Origin of the sequence: Cohnella laeviribosi DSM 21336 (assembly GCF_000378425.1) — a bacterium.
GTDB lineage: Bacteria > Bacillota > Bacilli > Paenibacillales > Paenibacillaceae > Cohnella > Cohnella laeviribosi.
The window spans coordinates 1-19,956 of the sequence record NZ_KB899828.1 but is presented as its reverse complement, the minus strand read 5'-3'; the positions used below and the strand labels follow the sequence as shown (position 1 = coordinate 19,956).

Here is a 19,956-nt window from a genome sequence, read left to right as displayed (position 1 = left end):
GGTAACGTTGATTCATACGAACGATCTGCACAGCCATCTTGAAGAAGCGGCGCAAATCGCCACATTTGTCAAGCAGATGCGCCGCGAGCTTGAGCCGGAGCGGCTTCTGTTGATCGATTGCGGCGATTTCCTGGATCGCGCTCGTCCCGAGACGGAGGGCACAGGCGGAGCGGTCAATCGGGCGCTGCTCGAGCTGCTTCGCTACGACGCGGTTACGCTGGGCAACAACGAGGGCATAACCTGTACCCGCGAGCATTTGGAAGGCATGTATGCGGGGGCTCCGTTTCCGGTTGTATGCGCGAATTTGAATTGGACCGGTAGCGGCAGCCCGCCGCCATGGATGATTCCGGCCCTGATCGTGGAGAAGAAGGGCATCAAAATCGGCCTGCTCGGACTGACGGCCGCATTCAACGACTATTACCGCCTGCTGGGCTGGGAGGCGCAGGACCCGATCGAAGCCGCCGCCCGCTGGGTGCCCGAGCTGAGGCGGCAGGCGGACGCGGTCGTCGTGTTGTCCCATCTCGGGCTGTGGATGGATGAACGACTTGCCGCGGAGGTCGAAGGGATCGACGCGATTCTCGGGGCCCACACGCATCATCTGCTGGAAACCCCGCTGACGATCGGACGGACGACGGTATGCGCCGCAGGCAAGTTCGGCCGCTACGTCGGGGTCGTCGACATCCGGAAGGACGGCTTGAACGGACGGATTCGGGTCGAGGGGCGATGCGTGCCGACCGACGATATCCCCGCCGATGCCGATGCCGAGGCGCTTATCCGCAAGTACGGGGCGGATGCCCGTTCCGTCATGAACCGCGTCATCGCCGAACTGGACAGCCCGCTTCCTTCCGACCCGTCGCGGGAAACGCCGCTCGGCACGCTGCTTGCCGCGGCGCTGCGGAAGACGACGGGCGCCGAAATCGGCTTGACCAATGCCGGCCAACTGCTTCGCGGGCTGAAGGCCGGCTCCGTGACGAAGGGCGATATTCATTCCATATGCCCGTCGCCGATCAATCCTTGCCTGATTATGCTCAAAGGGGCGCTGCTGCGCCAGGCTTTGGAGGAAAGCCTGCTGCCCGACTTTATCGACCTGCAGTTTCAAGGGTTCGGATTCCGCGGCAAGGTGCTCGGCACGCTCTGTCTGGACGGGGTTGAGGTGTACGCAGACGATACCAAGCCGCCTTACGAGCGCGTGCAGCAGGTGCTGGTCGGCGGCGAGCCGCTCGACGACGAGCGGGAATATGCGGTCGGCACGCTCGACATGTTTACTTTCGGGATCGGATATAAAGGGCTTAGCGAGGGCCGCGTCCTGCGGTATTTTCTCCCGGAATTCATTCGCGACATCCTGGCGGACGCATTGAACGATCCGGAAGCGGTCGCGGACGCCCGACGGCCTAGGTGGCACCGTTCCGGCAGGCGATGACGGACCGCATGAATCCTATTTCTGGCGAATGGAGTGGAAACCGCCATGCTGCATTGGTTCGATAGTATCATTCTCGGAATCGTCGAGGGGCTGACGGAGTTTCTGCCGGTATCTTCGTCCGGGCATATGATTTTGACCAACAAGCTGCTCGGCTACGAAGAAGCGCCGGAGAAGTTGAAATCATTCGAAGTCGTAATCCAATTCGCGGCCATTCTGGCGATCGCGCTCGTATACAGAAGCAAAATCGCTCAGGTGCTGCGGTTTCGCCGTACCGAGTCGGTCAGGGGCCTGGATATCGGGGCGTTCCCCAAACGCCGCCTGCAACTGACGCACGTGCTGATCGCGATTGCGCCCGCTCTGGGCATGGCGTACGTGCTCCGGCATCCGATCAAGGAGCTGGGGTTTTCGCCGTATCCGGTGCTGCTGTCGCTCATCGTCGGCGGCATCTACATGTGGGTTGCGGAAGTGTTGTACGATTCCGGCAAAATCAAACGGACCGCGGAAACGATGGACGACATCACCTATCGTCAGGCGCTCGTCATCGGGCTGCTGCAAATGTTGTCCCTGTGGCCGGGGTTTTCCCGGTCGGGGGCGACGATCGCCGCCGGCATGCTTACCGGACTCAGCTACCGGGCGGCGGCCGATTTTTCTTTTTTTATCGCCATTCCCATCATGACCGTCGCCACGGGTTACGAATTGCTGGAGAATATCGGAAGCTTTCAGGCGGAAGACTTCCGCTTCTTCGCGTCGGGATTCGTCGTTTCCTTTATCGTCGCGTGGGCTGTCGTCGTCGGGTTCCTGAAAGTGCTGCAGAAGGTAAAGCTGAAGCATTTTGCCTGGTACCGTTTTGCGCTGGCGGCGCTGTTCTGGTTTTTCGTCATGAACAAATGATTTTCGACATTCTCCCTTGCCGTTTATTGACAAATCTCTTACATTAAATATAGATTCGAATACTTTGGATTGGAAAAAGAAAAAAATGGAGGGGGAGCCGTTGAGGATATGCGCATGATGCCGATCTCAATGTGCAGCCCGGGCATGGTTCTGGGCAAAAAAATCTTCTCGGACGATGGCATCGTGCTTCTGGCTGAAGGAGTGGAGCTGACCAATTCTCTGATCCGGAAACTGGCCGAGAACGGAATTCGTTATTTATACATACAGGATCCAAGGACAGAAGGCATCGAGGTGCCCGAGCTGCTGAACGAAGAGACGCAGAGGCAGGCGCTCAGCACGATTCGCAGCGTGTTTCGCGATTTGATCGATCAGCCGGGACGCCGTCAAAGCGGGATGTATCCGTATGTCGGGCGGAATCTCCGCAACGTGATGCATATGGTGCTGGACGATTTGCAGCGCAACCGCGATGCCATGATCATGCTGATGAACCTGCATACGGTCGATCACTACCTTTACATGCATTCCCTGAACGTCTGCGTCTATGCGACCCTATTGGGGATCGCGAACGGCTACAGCAAGGAAGAACTGCTTACGCTGGGGCTGGGGGCGCTGCTGCACGACATCGGCAAAACGCAAATCTCCATGCAGGTGCTCATGAAGCCCGGAAAGCTGACTCCCGAGGAATTTGAGGAGATGAAGCGGCATACGGAGCTGGGCTATTATCTGCTCAAGGACGAGCCGAACATTTCGCTGATCGCCGCTCACTGCGCCTTCCAGCATCACGAGCGCATCAACGGTTCGGGTTATCCGCGCGGGCTGAAGGGCGACGAAATCCATGAATACGCAAAATGGATCGGCATTGTCGATTCGTACGACGCGATGACGACGCACCGGGCTTACAAGGAAGCGATGCTGCCGCATCAGGCGGTGGAATCGTTGTATTCGGGAAGCGGCATTTTGTACGATACGCAGATGCTGAGCCTGTTCCGCGACAAAGTGGCGATCTATCCGCTCGGCATCACGGTGCAGCTGAATACCGGGCAATTGGCGGTCGTGGTCGACATCAATGCCCTGAGCGTACACCGCCCGATCGTTCGGGTCATTACGGACGAAGCCGGCAATGAATTGAAAGCGCCTTACGATATCGATCTGTCCAAACAGCTGTCGATCATGATTACCAAAGTGAATCCGGGTCCTATGGCAAAGTGATTTTCGCCCTTGGGCCTCTATGTTTTCGGCCCTTGGGGAGTCCTTCCAGGGGCTTTTGTTTGCTTTCCGGAACGTCGACCGGTACAATAAACAATAAATTCAACGTTATGACAGGAGTATTCGACATGCATGGCTTACCAGTCCACTCAGCGCCGGCGCCGTTCGCGCCGCCATCACACCTGGCGGAATTGTCGCCCTCGAACGATCCATGGGATCCGATCCGCTCGCTAAGGCGGTACGGCCGCCATGTGCTGACCAGCGTGGAGTTTACGGTGACCCACTTGTGCAACATGAGATGCGAGCATTGCGCGGTAGGCGACAGCCTGACGATGACCGAGAAGCCGCACCTGCCGCTGGATCTGATTTTCCGGCGGCTGGATGAAGTGGAACATCTGGAGACGATCAGCCTGACCGGCGGCGAACCGACGTTCCGCAAGGAAACGGTGGAGAACATTCTGCTCCCGCTGCTGAAATACGCCCGGTCAAGAGGCATCCGGTCCCAGCTCAACTCGAACGTCACGTTGGACTTCGAACGGTATGAGCGCATTGCGCCGTATCTTGACGTCATGCACATTTCATTCAACTACACGGCTGCGGAAGATTTTCACCGGGTCGGTTTCGCCCGCACCGGAAGGCAGGTCGGATTCGACTCGGCCGCGCGCATGTACGAGCGGATGATGGAAAATGCCCGCAAGCTGGCCGACGGAGGCTTGTTCGTCTCCGCCGAATCGATGATCAATTTCCGGACCTACCGGAAGATGGGGGAAATTCACCGGCTGATCGTCGAGATGGGCTGCCGGCGGCACGAGGTGCACCCGATGTACCCGAGCTCGTTCGCCAGCAACCTTCCGGTCATCTCGAGGGAGCAGATGAAGGAGGCGATTACAAGCCTGCTGGATCAACGCGATCCGAACGTATGGATGCTGTTCGGCACGCTTCCCTTCTTCGCCTGCAGCGAAGACGAGGAAGACCGGAAGCTTCTGCAGCGGATTCGGACGGAGCCCAACGTGACGGTGCGCAACGACCCGGACGGACGCAACCGCGTCAACGTCAACCTGTTCACCGGCGACGTCTACGTGACCGACTTCGCTTCCATTCCGCCGTTCGGCAACATTCAGTCCGAAAAGCTGGATGATGTGTTCGAACGCTGGCAGGCGCATCCGATCCAACGGAGCGTAAGCTGCCATTGCCCGGCCGCAAGCTGCTGCGGTCCGAACCTGCTTGTCCGCGACATGTATTACAAGGACGTCGAATTTACCAAACGCGCTGCCCGATTGTAAACATAGCTAACTCATAATGATTGCGCAATACAATTCAGGAGAGAGAGCGGGATTATCATTGGGACATACCGAATTTCTATGGGGATCCATCATCTGGAATCTGATCGTCGTCGTGGTTCTGGTGTTTCTGAACGGCTTCTTCGTGGCCGCCGAGTTTGCCCTTGTCAAAGTTCGGCAATCCCGGCTGACCCAGCTCGTCAATGAAGGAAACATCAGAGCCCGCTACGCACTGAAGGTGAACCGCAAACTGGACGCCTATCTGTCCGCGACCCAGCTCGGGATTACGCTCGCTTCGCTGGGTCTCGGCTGGACGGGCGAGCCGGCGATTGCGGAGCTGATTGTGGAGCCGATCCTGTACCGCCTGGACGTGACCAATCCCACCGTCGTGCACAGCATTTCCGGCGTAATCGCGTTCGTGGTCATCACGTTCATGCACATCGTGCTCGGCGAGCTTGCGCCCAAGTCGCTTGCCATCCAAAGGTCCGAAGGCGTGTCGCTGTGGCTCTCCTGGCCGCTGCTCATGTTTTACAGGCTGTTCCTGCCGGTGATTTGGGCGCTGAACGGCGCGGCCAACCTGCTGCTCCGCTCGATCGGCGTGCAGCCGGCCAGCGAGCACGAAGCGGCGCACACGGAGGAAGAAATCCGGATCTTGATGAACGAGAGCGCAAAGAGCGGGATTATCGACAAAGAGGAAATGACGCTGTTCGACAATGTTTTCGAGTTTTCGGACCGCGTCGCCCGCGAGGTCATGCTTCCCCGGACGGATATGGACTGCATGTACACGAATCTGTCGTTCCGGGAAAATATGAAGATCGCCTATGCGACCAGGCATACCCGTTACCCGGTAGCAGTCGACGACAAGGATCAAATTATCGGTTTCGTACATATCGCCGATTTGTTTACGGCCGATCCGGATGAAGATCACGATCTGGTCGAGTTTCTGCGCCCGATTCTCAGCGTGCCGGAATCGATGGAGATCAGCAAGGTGCTGAAACTGATGCAGAAGCGCAAGTCCCAGCTTGCCATCGTCATTGACGAGTACGGCGGCACGGCGGGGATGCTGACCGCCGAGACGATTCTGGAGGAGATCGTCGGCGAAATCCACGACGAATTCGACGACGAGCCGCCGAGCGTTTTTGTCCGCGGAGACATCACTTCCGTCGAAGGCCGGATGCTGATCGAAGACGTCAACGATATGTTCGGTTTGGAAATCGAAGACGACGAAGTCGACTCGATCGGCGGGTGGCTGTTCAAGAACTTGGAAGGCAACATCGCCAAGGGGCGGAAAATCGAACATTCCGGATATGTATTCGAGGTGTCCCAGACGAAAGGCCACCGTGTGCAGCGCGTTCATATTTACAAACGGAAGGCGGATAAATCCGCCGGACAGGATCAGCCGGGCGCGGCTGCCGAAACCGGCGAAGCGGACGTTTCCCCATCGCCTGGCGAGGAAGAGCGCCTATAAACCGAACAACCGAACACCTATGCGAAAACCCTGCCGCATTACTGCGGCGGGTTTTTTTACTCTCAAATACTCCGTCCGATCCGAATCCCGCTTGCAGTTGCCGTCTTATAGCAACTAGTACGGCGTTTACGATGGAAGGTTGCGGTTAAGCCGCTTTTGAAACCGCTAAAACTCGTTACACCATCGAAGCTTCATATAACCGCACCATTCAGCCGATCTGGCCCCTCGGTCCGTGGACGGCCGCCATCAGGCTGATCATGGACCGCTTCGCTCGATGGGTAAAGGGAACCATAATTTTGGGCGGACGGGCAAGTCGCCCGGTTCTTTGTCATATATACATGAGAGAAGAGTGAATAGGTCTTAAGAAGGAGGATACGACGTGCACGACGGACAGTGGAGAGAATGGCACCCTTATGTCAGTCCATGCGATCCGTGCCCGCCCATCAAAACGAAATGGTATGTAGTTCCTCCCAACCAGTTTATCCCTTTCCAGCCGATGAATTTGCCGCAATTTCCGCTTGACGAGGCGCTTCGCAGGGGCACCTTGTGGCCCGCGTTGTACAGCCCTTATCCGTCGAAACAGAAAACCAAAGGAGGATAATGGTCATGCCGGAGCAAAACGAACCGGAAAAGCGGCCCGAACGGGGGGACGAACGATACCGGCAGGAGCTTGAGGAACTGCAGAAGGTCGATTTCGCGTTGGTGGAACTGTCTCTGTACCTGGACACGCACCCGAACGACATTCAGGCGATTCAGCAATTTAATCAACTGGCGCATAAACGGGCGCAGCTGGCGCATGCCTTCGAGCTGAGATACGGACCGTTGATGCAGTTCGGGCACAGTTTTACCCGTTATCCGTGGCAGTGGAAGGATACGCCCTGGCCGTGGCAGGTGTAGAGCGAGACGAGTTTGGGGCGGCAAGTTTATCGTGGCAGGAGGGACGACGCCAGTGTGGATTTATGAGAAAAAGCTTCAGTATCCCGTCAAAGTGAGCAAGTGCGACCCGCGGATGGCACGTTATCTCATCGAACAATACGGCGGGGCCGACGGCGAATTGTCGGCCGCTCTCCGCTATTTGAACCAGCGGTATTCGATACCGGACAAGGTAATCGGGTTGTTGACGGATATCGGAACGGAGGAATTCGCTCATCTGGAAATGATTGCAACCATGGTTTACAAGCTGACGAAGGACGCGACGCCGGAGATGCTGGAGGCGGCCGGGCTCGGGCCGCACTTCGTCAATCACGACAACGCGCTGTTTTACGAGAGCGCGGGCGGCGTTCCGTGGACCGCGACTTATATTCAAGCCAAAGGAGATCCCATCGCGGATTTGTATGAGGACATCGCGGCGGAAGAGAAAGCGCGGGCAACCTACCAATGGCTGATCGATATGACCGACGACGTCGACATTCAGGACAGCCTGAAGTTCCTGCGGGAGCGGGAGATCGTGCACTCGATGCGGTTCAAGGAGGCGGTGGAGATTCTGAAGGCGGATCGGGAGCAGAAAAAGGTGTTTTGAGACGAGTCGAAATAAGGGGAGGATATTGAAGGATTTTTTCATGCAGTTGACCGGCTTCGCGGGCTTAATAGCTCGCGTTTTTGTTTAGGATTTTGGTATCTTTACTCAATTCAGAAAAAATAGACCGCCCTTGACGAGGACAACGGTCTATTTCCAAGCCTAATCCGCAAGCCTACCGCCCTTAAAAGCGGCTGTTGCGCAAGGAGTCGTGGTCGCACACGGCTCCTTTTCCATATAATGCTTTGTTGCCTTTATTTTATTACGTATCCGGCGGATGCGCAACTAATAATGATACTGGGATCTAACGGTTCACAGGATCTTTGCATAATGACCGCCCCTTGCCGGCTTTCTCGATCCGCCCCGATTTCTGGCTTTTGCCGCTTTTGCAAATAAATCCGGCCGGCATCGGGCATATTGGTAAAGGCGCGAAACGGCGCGGCGTGAGCCTGATTATCCGGTTTCGTAACGGAGCTGTCACACCTTCATGACATTATTGTGCCTTTTTTTGCATTTTGTCGATGTTGCGCCTCAAAATATGTTACTCTTTAACGGTGAACTACTATTGCAAGGGGGTAGCAACTTCGATGAGAATGGCCGACGCGGGAAAGGAATCGATCAAGCCGACTCAAGTGCTGCCGTTTCGGGAGCTGCAACATATTGTTTTCCAAACGATCAAAACGGGAATTATCAAATCGAATCTGATCGCGATGTTCGCTGGGCTTTGCGTAGCCCTCTATATAAACGACGTGCGTTTCTTCGACAGAATCGGCGACATTCTTCTGGCGACGGTCGGCTCCGCGCTTGTCATCGGCGCTGCCGGCGCGTTTAACAACGTGTACGACCGGGACATTGATTTTATCATGGAGCGGACCCGCAGCCGGCCGACCGTAACCGGCCAGATCAAGACGAAATCCGCGCTGCTGCTCGGCTGCGGCATGGCGGCGTCGGGACTGCTTGCGCTTGGCCTGGCTTCGCCGCTTGCGGCGCTGTTCGGCTTGCTGGGCTTGTTTATTTATGTCGTGCCTTACACCATGTGGACAAAACGCCGCACCATTTACAACACGGAAGTCGGGAGCTTCTCCGGTGCGATGCCGCCGCTGATCGGCTGGGCCGCCATTTCGCCGGATATTGCGCAGCCGGGGGCGCTGGCGCTGTTCGTCATTATGCTGCTGTGGCAGATGCCCCATTTTTATGCGATCGCCATTCGCCGGCACGACGAGTACAAGGCGGCGAACGTTCCCATGCTGCCGGTGGTCAAAGGCATGCGGAGAACGTACGTGCAAACGAATGTATATTTGGTTTTGCTGGTCGCGTCCAGTTTCTTGCTCGTGCCCGTCAGCCCGTTTCTTGCGGGAGTCGCGTTTTTGCTAAGCGCGGCGTGGCTTGTGCTCAGCGTCGCCGGTTTCCGCAAGATGGACGCGCCCAAATGGGCGAAGCTGATGTTTATTTATTCGCTGAACCATCTTACGGTGCTGTTCGTCCTGATCATCGCCTATTGCCTGATCCGTCCTTTATTCTAAAACCGCATCGCCGCTTAAGCAGCCCCGGCCGCATGGCCGGGGTTTTTAGCCATTTTACGGACCGGTTCATCATCTCTCTTGCCGTGCGTATGCGCCAAACGTTGACAACGCGGGCCTGAACGAGCGGGATACCGAAGCGTATGAATCGGCGGATACCGAAGCGTCCGGTCGGTCCGGAAGCACTTCCTGGCGGTTCGGAGCGCAATTAGCATCATGGCAACTGCAACTCTCTTTCCGGGGAACATAAGCGATCCAAGTGCCATCCGTTCCCATTCCCTTGACAAAAAATCAAGCCCGATGATAATGTAAATGAACTTGAAAGCGCTGTTATAACGGGGTGAAACGATGGCGAGATGGAAAAACATGCGCTTCCGCACCAAGCTGTTCACGCTGTTTATTCTTCTGAGTACCATTCCCTCGCTTTTGATCGGAACGACGGCGTACCGCAAATCGGCCGAATTGCTGGAACATCAGACGCGGCAGGACTTAAGCGTAATTCTCGATCAGCTGATGACCTCCGTCGAGCGCCAAATCAGCGACTTCGACCGGTTTACCATGCTGCCGTACTTCCTTCCGGATTTCTTCAGCTTCCTGAACAAACCTTATGTCTCCCCGGATCAATGGGGAACGGCCGAGCTTAATGCGCAGAAGACGATGGCGCGGCTCATGAGCGCTTACCCCTCGATCAATTCTTCGATCAGCGGCCTGATGATTTATGGAATGAACGGTACGGTTAACGGATACCGAATGAACGGACCCTCTGCGATCAACCCGGACGAGAATGTGCGGGAAGACGCGTGGTACAAGGAAGTGCTGGAGAGCAAAGGCGGTTTCGTGACGACCGGCGTGAAGGAAATCAGACCGTTCAAAGGCAGCCCGTTCAAAGCGATCATTGGTGCCCGCATGCTTCGCGACGAGAACTTCGATCCGCTGGGCGTCATTGCTATTTTTATTTCCCCCGATTTTATTCCGAAAATCGTCCGTTCCCTCGAACTCCCGGGCGTGCAGGTGATCGTCATGGACAGGGAGCGTCAACTTGTCTATGCTTCCGAAACGCGGCTCGCGAAGGAACTGAAATCGGTCGGGGTTCAGGAAAAACGGGGAAGCTGGGAACAAACGGTCGACATGCCGGACGGGAAGCGGACGTTCAGCGGCGTATTCCGGCAAAGCGAGTATTTGGGCTGGAAAATCTATATGGGCGTTGATCGGGATGCGATGCTCAGCGGCAGCCGTTCGATCCGGAACTTTACTTTGGTCATCGTTATCTCGCTTGTGTTTCTTGCGGCGGGGATTTCCTGGCTGCTCGCCAGAAGCTTGTCCAAGCCGCTTTACCGGCTGATCCGGTCGATGCGCGAGGTAGAGAAGGGGAAGTTTTCGGTGCCCGCCTCCCCCGAGCGGGAGGACGAGATCGGCCGGCTCGAGAGCAGCTACGGACGGATGGTGCTTCGGCTGGACGAAATGATTCACTCGATCGAGGAAAAGGAGCGGCAGAAACGGCTAGCGGAATTGTATGCGCTGCGCGCGCGGATTCAGCCTCATTTTCTCTATAACACGCTGAATTCGATCCGCATGCTGGCCATCTTGCAGCAGTCGACCCAGATTGCGAAGCTGATCCAATCGCTGAACAAGCTGCTTCACGCCAATATGAAACTGGACAACGAGCTTGTCACGCTGGAGGAAGAAATACGGCTGCTTCGGGATTATGCAGCCTTGATGGATTTGCGGTATACGAATGTATTCGATATTCGCTGGAACATTCCGCCGGAGGTTCTTCAAGCGGCTGTGCCGCCGATGCTGCTGCAGCCGGTGCTGGAGAATGCGATCTTCCACGGCGCCAAAGGGCTGGAGCGGAAGCTGAACATTGAAGTTGCGGCCAAGCTGGAGGGGAACGGGCGCTGCCTGACCGTCACGATCCGCGACGACGGGGTCGGATTCGAAGAAGAGGCGGTTCGAAATCTGCTCTGTCAGGAGCCGGACGAGGCGTCGGCGCACATCGGCCTGCTGAATGTACGGGAGCGGATTCGCTTGCGCTTTGGCGACGAATACGGGCTGAGAATCGAGAGAGACGAAGGCATGACGACGGTTGCGCTCAGCATGCCATACAAAACGCTTGAACCGGGAGGAGACGTCCATGTGGAATCTGCTGGTCGTTGAAGACGAATCGATTGTCCGGGTCGGCCTCAAGTATATGATGGATTGGGAAAAGTGCGGCATCCGTTGGAAATCGGAAGCCTCGAACGGCGAAGACGCGCTGCGGGCGATGGAGACCGAAGACATCCACATCGTGATGACCGATATCCGGATGCCGGGGATGGATGGGCTGGAGCTGGCCAAACGGATCCGGGAGCGTTATCCCGAAGTGCAGATCGTGTTCCTGAGCAGTTACGACGAATTCGCGTATGCCAAAGAAGCGCTGAAGCTGGGCGCGGTCGATTACCTGCACAAGCCGACGATGGACGAGGACGAGATCGAGCAGACGCTGCGCAAAGCCGTGGAACGGCTGGAGTCGGCGCAAACCGGGAAGCGAAACGACGCGGAGGCGGACCGAAACGAATACTATCTGTCGCTACTGGACAAATACACGTTTCCGCAGCGGCGGCAGGATGACGGATTGAACAACGAGCTTTTCCAATCGGGCTTTCGGATTGTCGTGTTTCGCAAGCGCGACGATGCCGTTCAAGCGGACGGCGATTCGGCAGAACTGCGTTTTATGTCCATCCTTTATTTGATCCAGGAATATGTGGCGAAGGATTGGGGAGGCGTCGTCTTTCACCGCGGCTTCCGCGAAGTGATCTGGATCGCGCCGGCTCGAGCGAAATCCGGGGAAGCCGATTCGGCCAATTCGGCGGAGCACGGCAAGTATCTGGAACAGCTCCGGCAGAAGGTGCTGGAACTGCTCCATGTTGCCCTAATCTATTCTTCCAGCCCCGTTTACGAGCGGATAAGCGAACTGCCCGACGCTTATATGGAAGCGCTTTTGCATCTGCCGCAGCACGAGCAGAGCGACAATCTTATCGTGCGGAAGACGAAGGAGTTTGTGGACAAGCACCTGTTCGAGGACATTACGCTGGCCAAAGCCGCCGCCGCCGTGCATGTCAGCCCCGGCTACCTGAGCCGGATTTTTCTGAAGGAGATCGGGGAGAACTTCAGCGATTACGTCATTCGCAACAAGCTCGAATACGCCCGGAAGCAGCTTCGGGAAACCAACCGGAAAATCTACGAGATCGCGGCGGAAATCGGGTATACGAACCCGCACTACTTCAGCAAGCTGTTCAAGGAGCGTCTGGGCAAGACGCCGCTTGAATACCGCAACCAGTAACCGAATACGGAATCGGACGTACGTGGCCCCCCTCCTGTACCCCCTTTGCCGGCGAGGCATGAGAGCAGCGGTACGATGTCAAGTCCTTAAATTCAATGATTTTGAATGAACCGCACTCTTTTCAGGGGGTGACCCGGAAAAAGGCAAACCCAAACTAAACCCGCCCTACCTAGATTTTTCAGATATTTCCTAAATATCAAGGAAATAGGCGGTTAGATGAAAGGGCCTATGTCATGCGTTTTGTCGGATCACCTCTCTGGGTTCGTAAAGTCGGTTGGTTCGCAGCAGATAATCGACCAACCGCACCAATTTACGAGCTGTAAGCGCAAGGGCACGTTTTTCGGCATACTTGGCCGGTTCCGCCGCTTTGAGACTGAAGTACTTCGCAAATACAGTGTCGTGCACCTGGACACTCTTTGCGGCTTCGGTGAAGTAATACTTCAGATAGCGGTTGCCGGATTTAATGAGCCGAGATTCAACGCCTTTGAAATCGCCAGATTGGCTTTCCGTCCAAGCGAGACCCGCGTACTTGGCAAGCGCCATTTGGTTCGGAAAGCGCTGGATGTCGCCAATCTCCGAGATGAGGCCGGCAGCAAATATCGTGGAGATTCCCGGCACAGAAGTGAGCGTCTGCGGAATGGTGGCCAGATGCTCTTCAATCGCCTTCTGCAGTGACTTTGCCTGTTCTTGGAGCGAGCGGATAATCCGGATGTTGGAGGCCATCGCCAGATTCACGGCATCGGACATCGCTTTGGGCAATCGGTAAGAAGAACGAGCAGCTTTTTGCAAGGTCTGTGCGACCTCCTGCGGATTCTCAAAGCGGTTTTTGCTACACTTGACCACAAATGCCACGAGGTCTTCTACGGACATGTCGATGATGTCCTCGACACTGGCAAAGTGCTGCAATACCGCGAGGCTTGTCGCCGATGTCTTCTTGCCGAACGGTCCCGCCGCATAGCTGCTGAATTTCAGGAACAAATTGGTCAGCAGGAAATTGGTCTCCCGTGTCAAACATTGAGTAACGTGGAAACGAGTCCGGCACAGGCGCTGCAACGCAGCGATGGATTCGCTCCACGTGAAGGCACGGGGTAGATGACCGGATCGGAGCTTAGCGGCGATGAACCAGGCGTCTACCCTGTCGTTTTTCGGAGCGTCCAGATAGTGTGTTTTCTTGAACACCTTGATCAGACTGGGATTGAACACGTAGACGCTGTGCTCATACGGCGCGAAGCTAAGTACGCTCTCCAAGTAACGAGCGAGATGGCTGGAGTAACAACCGGTCGCTTCCAGACCAAAGCGTATGTGAGTAAGACTATGCTTCTGCATGAGAGCAAGAATCCGCTCTTGAAGAGCGAGAACGCCGGGTTCGTCATTAGGAACCGTAAACCGGCTCAGCGATTTGGCGGTATCACCTTCGGGCAGGCAACAAACAACGTTGTTCTTGCTGCTTACATCGATCCCGACAAATAAGATGTGGGGCATGAGATTCACCTCCTTTGATTGGACTCGGCGCTACGGTCCTGGGATGTCCTTGGAAAAGCTCTCCGCTTACAGCCTTGCGAGCTATTGGCATACACCGCGGCCCATCGGTGCACGAACCTTCCTCTGCTATGCGGAAGAGATGGCGACGCGCGGGATACAGTCAGCGTGTAGGAAAATACGGAAGAGGCCAAGGGGACACTCTCAGATGGAAGAACCCGACTAATCGAGTCTACAGGGGGAGAAGGAACATTCCCGTCGGTAGCACCTACTGGCATTTTCCCAAGGACAGCCCAAGATCGTAAACACCTATTTTTCGTCCCTTCGGGCCGCTCCCGCGCTTCGCTTGGGCTGCGTCCCCCACCGGGACCATTACATTCAGTTTTCAAGGTACAAAAATCATAAGAGCAACCCCCAAATCAGGAGCTGCTCTTAGCATACAAGGGGGTTTATTTATGAAATTTCGGTCCGGAACAAAAAAACGTAGGAAAAGTCAAATCCCTTCTATTGCCGAATCCGCTATGGCGTTGATGCGCGGTCAAAAAGGAAAAAGAGCAAACCAAACGACCGTTTCGAATGCTACCGTCCCCGGAATCCGATCCTTAGAATGAGGATTGTGAAGAGAAAAGAAAGGATGATCGAAAGTGAAGCCGCATCAGAGCCTTGCCTTTGAAACGAAACGGTGGGACATGTTTGAGCTGCGGCTGCAAGGTCCGACGGGCGGCAATCCGTTTGTCGATGTCCGGTTTTCGGCCCGCTTCAAGCATCGCTTTCTGACGCTGGAGGTAGACGGGTTCTACGACGGCGACGGGCAGTATTGCGTCCGGTTTATGCCGGAAATCCTGGGCGAATGGTCGTTCGAAACCGCAAGCAACGTTCCAGAACTGGATGGCGTCAAGGGTAGCTTGACGTGCGTCCCCCCCGATCCGGGCAATCGCGGCCCGGTTCGCGTCGCCAACCGGTACCATTTCGCCTACGCCGACGGAACCCCTTTTTTCCCTTTCGGAACGACGTGTTACGCCTGGATCCACCAAGGCCGGGATTTGGAAGAGCGGACGCTGCGGAGCCTGAGCCGATCGGGATTCAACAAAATCCGGATGTGCGTCTTCCCGAAGCATTACGACTACAACCGGAAGGAGCCGGAGCGGTACCCGTTCGAAGGTTCGCCCGAGCTGGGGTGGGACTTTACGAGATTCGATCCGGTCTTCTGGAGGCACCTGGAAGACCGGATTCGGGACCTGCAGAAGCTCGGAATCGAGGCGGATTTGATCCTGTTTCACCCTTACGACCGCTGGGGATTCTCGACGATGAGCCCGGAGACGGACGAATTCTACTTGCGGTATGCGGTCGCCCGCTTGGCCGCGTTCCGCAATATCTGGTGGTCGCTCGCCAACGAATACGACCTGATGAAGAGCAAATCCATGAGCGACTGGGACCGTTTCTTCCGTCTTCTGCAAACGCACGACCCCTACCAGCATTTGCGGTCCATTCACAACTGGCATCATCCGGAAATCCACTATCGGAGCAATTTGCACTGGTACGATCACGGCAAGCCATGGGTTACGCACGCCAGCATCCAGCATCACGATTTGTATTTCGTTCCGGAGTGGCGGGAGCTGTACCAAAAGCCGATCGTCGTCGACGAATGCCGGTACGAAGGCAATCTCAACCACGGCTGGGGCAACATTACGGCAGAGAAAATGCTCGAGTGCTTCTGGGAGGGGGTGACGCGCGGCGGCTATGTGACGCACGGGGAGACGTTCGTGCATCCCGAAGACATCATCTGGTGGTCGCACGGCGGCGAACTGCATGGCGAAAGCCCGGAGCGCATCCGCTTCCTGCGTCGGCTCATCGAGGAAGGGCCGCCGATCAATCCGACCGCCGTGCCGTTCCAATGGGACGCTGTCGGCGGAGGCGCCGATCCGGATTACTACCTGGTGTATTTCGGCGCAAGCCGGCCGGCGTTCCGCGTCCTGGAGCTTCCGGAAGGCGAGCGGTACCATATCGAACGGATCGATACGTGGGACATGACGATCGAGCGGCTGAACGGCGAATATTCGGGCACATGCCGCGTGGATTTGCCGGGCAAGCCTTATCAGGCGCTGCGGATACGGCGCATTTCATAAACATAAGGGGGACAGCACCATGAAAAAGACGATTTCGGCGCTGCTTAGCCTGCTGATTGCAGGCGTCATGGCCGCGGGATGCGGCTCGGGTGATAACGGTTCGTCGGAAGACGGACAAAACGGCGGGGAGAAAAAAGTCGCCATCTCCTTCTGGGCGCTCAATACGGGCTGGGAATGGCTCGAACCGGCGGTTAAAGATTTCGAGAACGCCAATCCGAACATCGACGTGGAATTGACTCAGTACGAGGTCGATCCGATCAAGGAAGCGCTGAAAGTGGCCGCCAGCTCCAAGACGCTTCCCGACATGTGGTTTACGTGGGGCGGAACGCTTGGGTCGTTTTATCCCGAAAACGGGCTGACGATGGATTTGACGCAAATCGCAAAAGATCACAGGTGGTCCGAAATCTACAATAAAGCGGCCATCGACATGTCGACTTATGACGGCAAAGTATCCGGCATTCCGGTGCACCTGAACGTGCTCGGCATGTGGTATTCGAAAAACGTGTACGACAAGCTGAAATTGCAGGCGCCGAAGACGTTTGCGGAATTCGAATCGCAGCTTGCGGCTTTGAAGAACGGCGGCGTCGTACCGCTGGCGTTCGGAAGCAAGGGCGGCTGGCATACGATGCGCCTGACCGAGCAGCTGATCGAGCATTTCGCCGGTCCCGAGCTGCACGACAAGCTGAACCGTCTGGAGGCTTCCTGGAACGATCCCGCCGTTATTAAAGCCTTTGAGAAAATTCAGGAATACACCGACAAGGGTTACTTCCCGAAAGGCTATTCCTCGCTTGATCCGACCGAAGCGGAAAGCCTCTTTTATCAGGAGCAGGCGGCCATGATCAATGAAGGCACGTGGTTTGACGGCAACATTATGGAAAACGGCTTCGATCCGAACAACTACGATGTGTTCAAATTCCCGAACGATCAGCCCCCGTCGCGGGCGTCGGTCTTCGCGGAAATGTTCCAGATCAACGGCGGCTCCAGCCCTGAGAAGCAGGAAGCGGCCGTGAAGCTCGGTGAATATTTGACCCGTCCGGAGGTCGTCAACAAGTATATCGAGCAGTATGGCTCGCCGGCGACGTTAAACGTCAACATCTCGGAAAAAACGCCTCACTTGAAGACGCTGCTGGACAGCGCGGGCGACGGAGCTTTCCTCATTACCGACCAGGCGCTGCCGCAGGAAGTCGTCCAAAAGCTGTTCGAGGCGCAGGACAAGCTCGCGTTTCACGAATGGACGCCGCAGCAGGCGGCCGAAGCGATGGACGAGGCGATCGCCAAGTACAAAAGCAAGTAGCAGAAGCGAAAGGAGCGGGTTGGGGCGTCAATGAAGATCGCTCCAACCCGCTTTGACAAAGGAGAGAACCGCATGACCGCAAGAGCGCTGAAGCCGTGGCTGTTTTTGCTGCCCGCGCTGACGATCTACCTGATCGTCATTTTCGTACCGTCTCTCTATACGTTTTACCTCAGCTTTTTCAAATGGAACGGCGTAGCCGCCGACAAAGTTTTTGTCGGTTTGGACAACTATGCCGATTTGATCCTTCACGATTCCGTTTTCGCCCGGGCGTTGAAGAACAACCTGCTGTGGACGGCCGGTTCGCTGATTCTGATGATCGGCATCGGTTTGATGCTCGCGCTGCTTCTGAACAAAAGGATCAAAGGCCGCATCGTGTTCCGCGGCATCTTCTATTTCCCCTATGTTCTGTCCGGGGTCATCGTAGCGACGAGCTGGGCATGGATGTACAATCCGACGCAGGGTTTCGTCAACAAGCTTCTGGAGACGATCGGCCTCGAAAGCTGGACGCGCGCCTGGCTGGCGGAGCCGGAGACGGCGCTGTATGCCGTGTTCGTCGCGGCGCTGTGGCAAGGGGTCGGACAGCCGATGGTGCTGTTTCTCGCCGGCCTGCAGACGATTCCTCACGATCCGTACGAAGCGGCCGTTCTCGACGGCGCGAAGCCCTATCAATCGTTCTGGTATATCACGTTCCCGCTGCTGCGGGAAACGCTTGTCATCGTCGTCGCCACCACGATGATCGCGTCGATGAAGGTGTACGACATCATCTACGCGATGACCGGCGGCGGGCCGGCGGAGAGCACGCAGGTGCTGTCTTCCTGGATGTATTATCAGACCTTCAAATTCGCCAATATCGGTACGGGGTCGGCCATCTCCTTCTTCCTCGTTTTGATTACGATGGTCGTCATTATCCCATACGTTTACTATACAACGAAGAGATCGCACCTGTAATCGGCAGAAAGAGGGTGAACCACCTATGGAAATCCGGCAACCGTCCTGGCCCGTCCAGGCGATTCGATATGGCGTTTTGATCGTTTTGGCGGTGATTTTCCTCGTCCCGATCGTCTTTATTGCGTTCACCGCCCTCAAATCGAGGTCGGATTTGCTGACGAGCCCGTTTTACGCCTTGCCCGAGAAATTCCAGTGGGGCAATTTCGCCAAAGCCTGGAACCAGGGGAAGATGGGCATGTACATGAAAAATACGGCGCTCATCAGCGTCATCAAGGTGCCGCTCGGCATTTTGGTCGAGGCGCTCGCGGCGTTCGCGCTGACCCGCCTGAACTTCAAATGGAGCAACGCGATGTTCGCCTTTTTTCTGATTGGGATGATGATTCCGATGCAGGCGACGCTCGTGCCGCTCAACATTTTCCTCAACAAAACGCATCTGGTCAGCACCTATCCCGGCATCATCCTCATTTACATCGGTTTCGGCATTCCGTTCGGCATCCTCATTTTGCGCGGTTTTTTCCGGACGATTCCGAAGGAAATCGACGAGGCGGCGCTCATCGACGGCTGCGGCGACATCGGCAAGTTTTTCCGGGTCATTCTCCCGCTGTCGATGCCGGCGATCGCGACGCTGGTCATTCTGGATTTCATGGCCACGTGGAACGAATTTCTGCTCGCCCAAATTTTCATTACGAAGGACTCCATGCGCACGATCACGACAGGATTGCTGTCGTTCCGCGGGGAGCACTCGACCGACTATACGCTGATGAACGCGGGCGTGCTGCTGTCGATCATTCCGATTTTGGTCGTGTATCTCCTGTTCCAAAAGTATTTCGTGTCCGGCCTGACCGGTTCGGTCAAAGGGTGAGCCGCTTTTGACAATGGAAGCAGTGCTGAGGCTTCGACAACCGCCAACCGACATCTACGTGGATCACTGTCAAGAAAGTGGACACAACTTTTATCCTGCCTGGAGTTGCTCATAGTACCTTTTTTCGTACAAATACGGAGTCAGATAACCGATCGACGAATGGATACGGATGCGGTTATACTCCAATTCAATGTACTCGTAAATCGCATCATACGCCTGTTTACGAGTGTTAAATTTCGTTTGGTAAATGAGCTCTTTCTTGAGAACGCTGTGGAAAGATTCGATGCAGGCATTGTCGTAACAGTTGCCCTTGCGACTCATGCTGCCAATCATTTGGTTCGACTCCAGTCTCGCCCGGTATTCTGTAGAAGCGTACTGTGACCCTCGATCAGAGTGGTGGATCAAGCCTTTTGGGGGCTTCTGACGCATGCATGCCTTGTCAAAAGCCTCCAGCACCAACTCTTTCGTCATTCGCTCGCCCAGCGCCCAACCCACGATCTTCCGGGAGTACAGATCCATGAGACTCGCTAAATAGACCCAGCCCTGCCGCGTGGCAATGTACGTGATGTCGGCGACCCAAACCTTGTTAGGCGCATCCGGTTTAAACTGACGGTTCAGCACGTT

The 19,956-nt window shown here is 55.9% G+C and carries 17 protein-coding genes; 15 read left to right on the top strand and 2 right to left on the bottom strand.

The window, feature by feature from the left end:
• The first annotated feature begins 7 nt into the window (after positions 1 to 7).
• The 11 genes from F560_RS0113820 (at position 8) to F560_RS0113770 (ending at position 12,623) form a co-directional block, all read left to right on the top strand.
• Complete coding sequence (locus F560_RS0113820) at positions 8 to 1,420, top strand: bifunctional metallophosphatase/5'-nucleotidase (RefSeq protein WP_019006332.1); 1,413 nt, start codon at positions 8 to 10, stop codon at positions 1,418 to 1,420.
• A gap of 45 nt (positions 1,421 to 1,465) precedes the next feature.
• Positions 1,466 to 2,311, top strand: a complete 846-nt coding sequence (locus F560_RS0113815; RefSeq protein WP_019006331.1) for an undecaprenyl-diphosphate phosphatase — start codon at positions 1,466 to 1,468, stop codon at positions 2,309 to 2,311.
• A gap of 108 nt (positions 2,312 to 2,419) precedes the next feature.
• Complete coding sequence (locus tag F560_RS0113810) at positions 2,420 to 3,520, top strand: HD-GYP domain-containing protein (RefSeq protein ID WP_019006330.1); 1,101 nt, start codon at positions 2,420 to 2,422, stop codon at positions 3,518 to 3,520.
• 125 nt (positions 3,521 to 3,645) lie between these two features.
• Positions 3,646 to 4,800, top strand: a complete 1,155-nt coding sequence (gene yfkAB, locus F560_RS0113805) for a radical SAM/CxCxxxxC motif protein YfkAB (RefSeq protein ID WP_051088334.1) — start codon at positions 3,646 to 3,648, stop codon at positions 4,798 to 4,800.
• A gap of 58 nt (positions 4,801 to 4,858) precedes the next feature.
• On the top strand, positions 4,859 to 6,265 hold the full coding sequence (locus tag F560_RS0113800) for a hemolysin family protein (protein ID WP_019006328.1): 1,407 nt from the start codon (positions 4,859 to 4,861) through the stop codon (positions 6,263 to 6,265).
• Positions 6,266 to 6,644: 379 nt separating this feature from the next.
• On the top strand, positions 6,645 to 6,866 hold the full coding sequence (locus F560_RS0113795; protein ID WP_019006327.1) for a spore coat associated protein CotJA: 222 nt from the start codon (positions 6,645 to 6,647) through the stop codon (positions 6,864 to 6,866).
• 5 nt (positions 6,867 to 6,871) lie between these two features.
• Entirely contained in the window at positions 6,872 to 7,162 is a 291-nt protein-coding gene (locus F560_RS0113790; RefSeq protein ID WP_019006326.1) for a spore coat protein CotJB, read from the top strand.
• A 52-nt stretch (positions 7,163 to 7,214) separates the two neighbouring features.
• A complete protein-coding gene (locus tag F560_RS0113785; protein ID WP_019006325.1) occupies positions 7,215 to 7,784 on the top strand; it encodes a manganese catalase family protein in 570 nt (189 codons plus the stop codon).
• 584 nt (positions 7,785 to 8,368) lie between these two features.
• A complete protein-coding gene (gene cyoE, locus F560_RS0113780) occupies positions 8,369 to 9,304 on the top strand; it encodes a heme o synthase (RefSeq protein ID WP_019006324.1) in 936 nt (311 codons plus the stop codon).
• Between the two features lie 345 nt (positions 9,305 to 9,649).
• Positions 9,650 to 11,458, top strand: coding sequence for a sensor histidine kinase (locus tag F560_RS0113775; RefSeq protein WP_026298279.1), 1,809 nt, complete (start codon positions 9,650 to 9,652; stop codon positions 11,456 to 11,458).
• Positions 11,436 to 12,623 (top strand): response regulator, encoded by a 1,188-nt coding sequence (locus F560_RS0113770; RefSeq protein WP_019006321.1) that lies wholly within the window; start codon positions 11,436 to 11,438, stop codon positions 12,621 to 12,623. The genes F560_RS0113775 and F560_RS0113770 overlap by 23 nt, the downstream gene beginning before the upstream one ends.
• A gap of 231 nt (positions 12,624 to 12,854) precedes the next feature.
• Here the strand turns inward: F560_RS0113770 and F560_RS0113765 are convergent, their stop codons facing one another.
• The gene (locus F560_RS0113765; RefSeq protein WP_019006320.1) at positions 12,855 to 14,105 is read right to left on the bottom strand and encodes an IS110 family RNA-guided transposase; all 1,251 of its coding nucleotides are present in this window, start codon (positions 14,103 to 14,105) and stop codon (positions 12,855 to 12,857) included.
• A gap of 641 nt (positions 14,106 to 14,746) precedes the next feature.
• Between F560_RS0113765 and F560_RS0113760 the strand changes: the two genes are divergently transcribed.
• The 4 genes from F560_RS0113760 (at position 14,747) to F560_RS0113745 (ending at position 19,332) form a co-directional block, all read left to right on the top strand.
• Positions 14,747 to 16,228: a DUF5605 domain-containing protein gene (locus tag F560_RS0113760; protein ID WP_019006319.1), complete on the top strand. Its 1,482-nt coding sequence runs from the start codon at positions 14,747 to 14,749 to the stop codon at positions 16,226 to 16,228.
• Between the two features lie 19 nt (positions 16,229 to 16,247).
• Positions 16,248 to 17,522 (top strand): ABC transporter substrate-binding protein, encoded by a 1,275-nt coding sequence (locus F560_RS0113755; RefSeq protein ID WP_019006318.1) that lies wholly within the window; start codon positions 16,248 to 16,250, stop codon positions 17,520 to 17,522.
• Between the two features lie 72 nt (positions 17,523 to 17,594).
• Positions 17,595 to 18,470 (top strand): carbohydrate ABC transporter permease, encoded by an 876-nt coding sequence (locus F560_RS0113750; RefSeq protein ID WP_019006317.1) that lies wholly within the window; start codon positions 17,595 to 17,597, stop codon positions 18,468 to 18,470.
• Between the two features lie 25 nt (positions 18,471 to 18,495).
• Positions 18,496 to 19,332 carry a carbohydrate ABC transporter permease gene (locus tag F560_RS0113745; RefSeq protein WP_019006316.1) on the top strand — a complete coding sequence of 279 codons (837 nt, stop codon included), beginning with the start codon at positions 18,496 to 18,498 and terminating at the stop codon, positions 19,330 to 19,332.
• A 90-nt stretch (positions 19,333 to 19,422) separates the two neighbouring features.
• Here the strand turns inward: F560_RS0113745 and F560_RS0113740 are convergent.
• The coding region (locus F560_RS0113740; protein ID WP_019006315.1) for an IS3 family transposase at positions 19,423 to 19,956 on the bottom strand (534 nt) is incomplete at its 5' end.

Coding starts and splice junctions, on each gene's coding strand:
- F560_RS0113775 (WP_026298279.1), top strand. CDS start 9,650: ATGGCGAGATGGAAAAACATGCGCTTCCGCACCAAGCTGTTCACGCTG.
- F560_RS0113755 (WP_019006318.1), top strand. CDS start 16,248: ATGAAAAAGACGATTTCGGCGCTGCTTAGCCTGCTGATTGCAGGCGTC.
- F560_RS0113750 (WP_019006317.1), top strand. CDS start 17,595: ATGACCGCAAGAGCGCTGAAGCCGTGGCTGTTTTTGCTGCCCGCGCTG.
- F560_RS0113790 (WP_019006326.1), top strand. CDS start 6,872: ATGCCGGAGCAAAACGAACCGGAAAAGCGGCCCGAACGGGGGGACGAA.
- F560_RS0113770 (WP_019006321.1), top strand. CDS start 11,436: ATGTGGAATCTGCTGGTCGTTGAAGACGAATCGATTGTCCGGGTCGGC.
- cyoE (WP_019006324.1), top strand. CDS start 8,369: ATGAGAATGGCCGACGCGGGAAAGGAATCGATCAAGCCGACTCAAGTG.
- F560_RS0113765 (WP_019006320.1), bottom strand. CDS start 14,105: ATGCCCCACATCTTATTTGTCGGGATCGATGTAAGCAGCAAGAACAAC.
- F560_RS0113815 (WP_019006331.1), top strand. CDS start 1,466: ATGCTGCATTGGTTCGATAGTATCATTCTCGGAATCGTCGAGGGGCTG.
- F560_RS0113810 (WP_019006330.1), top strand. CDS start 2,420: ATGCGCATGATGCCGATCTCAATGTGCAGCCCGGGCATGGTTCTGGGC.
- yfkAB (WP_051088334.1), top strand. CDS start 3,646: ATGCATGGCTTACCAGTCCACTCAGCGCCGGCGCCGTTCGCGCCGCCA.
- F560_RS0113745 (WP_019006316.1), top strand. CDS start 18,496: ATGGAAATCCGGCAACCGTCCTGGCCCGTCCAGGCGATTCGATATGGC.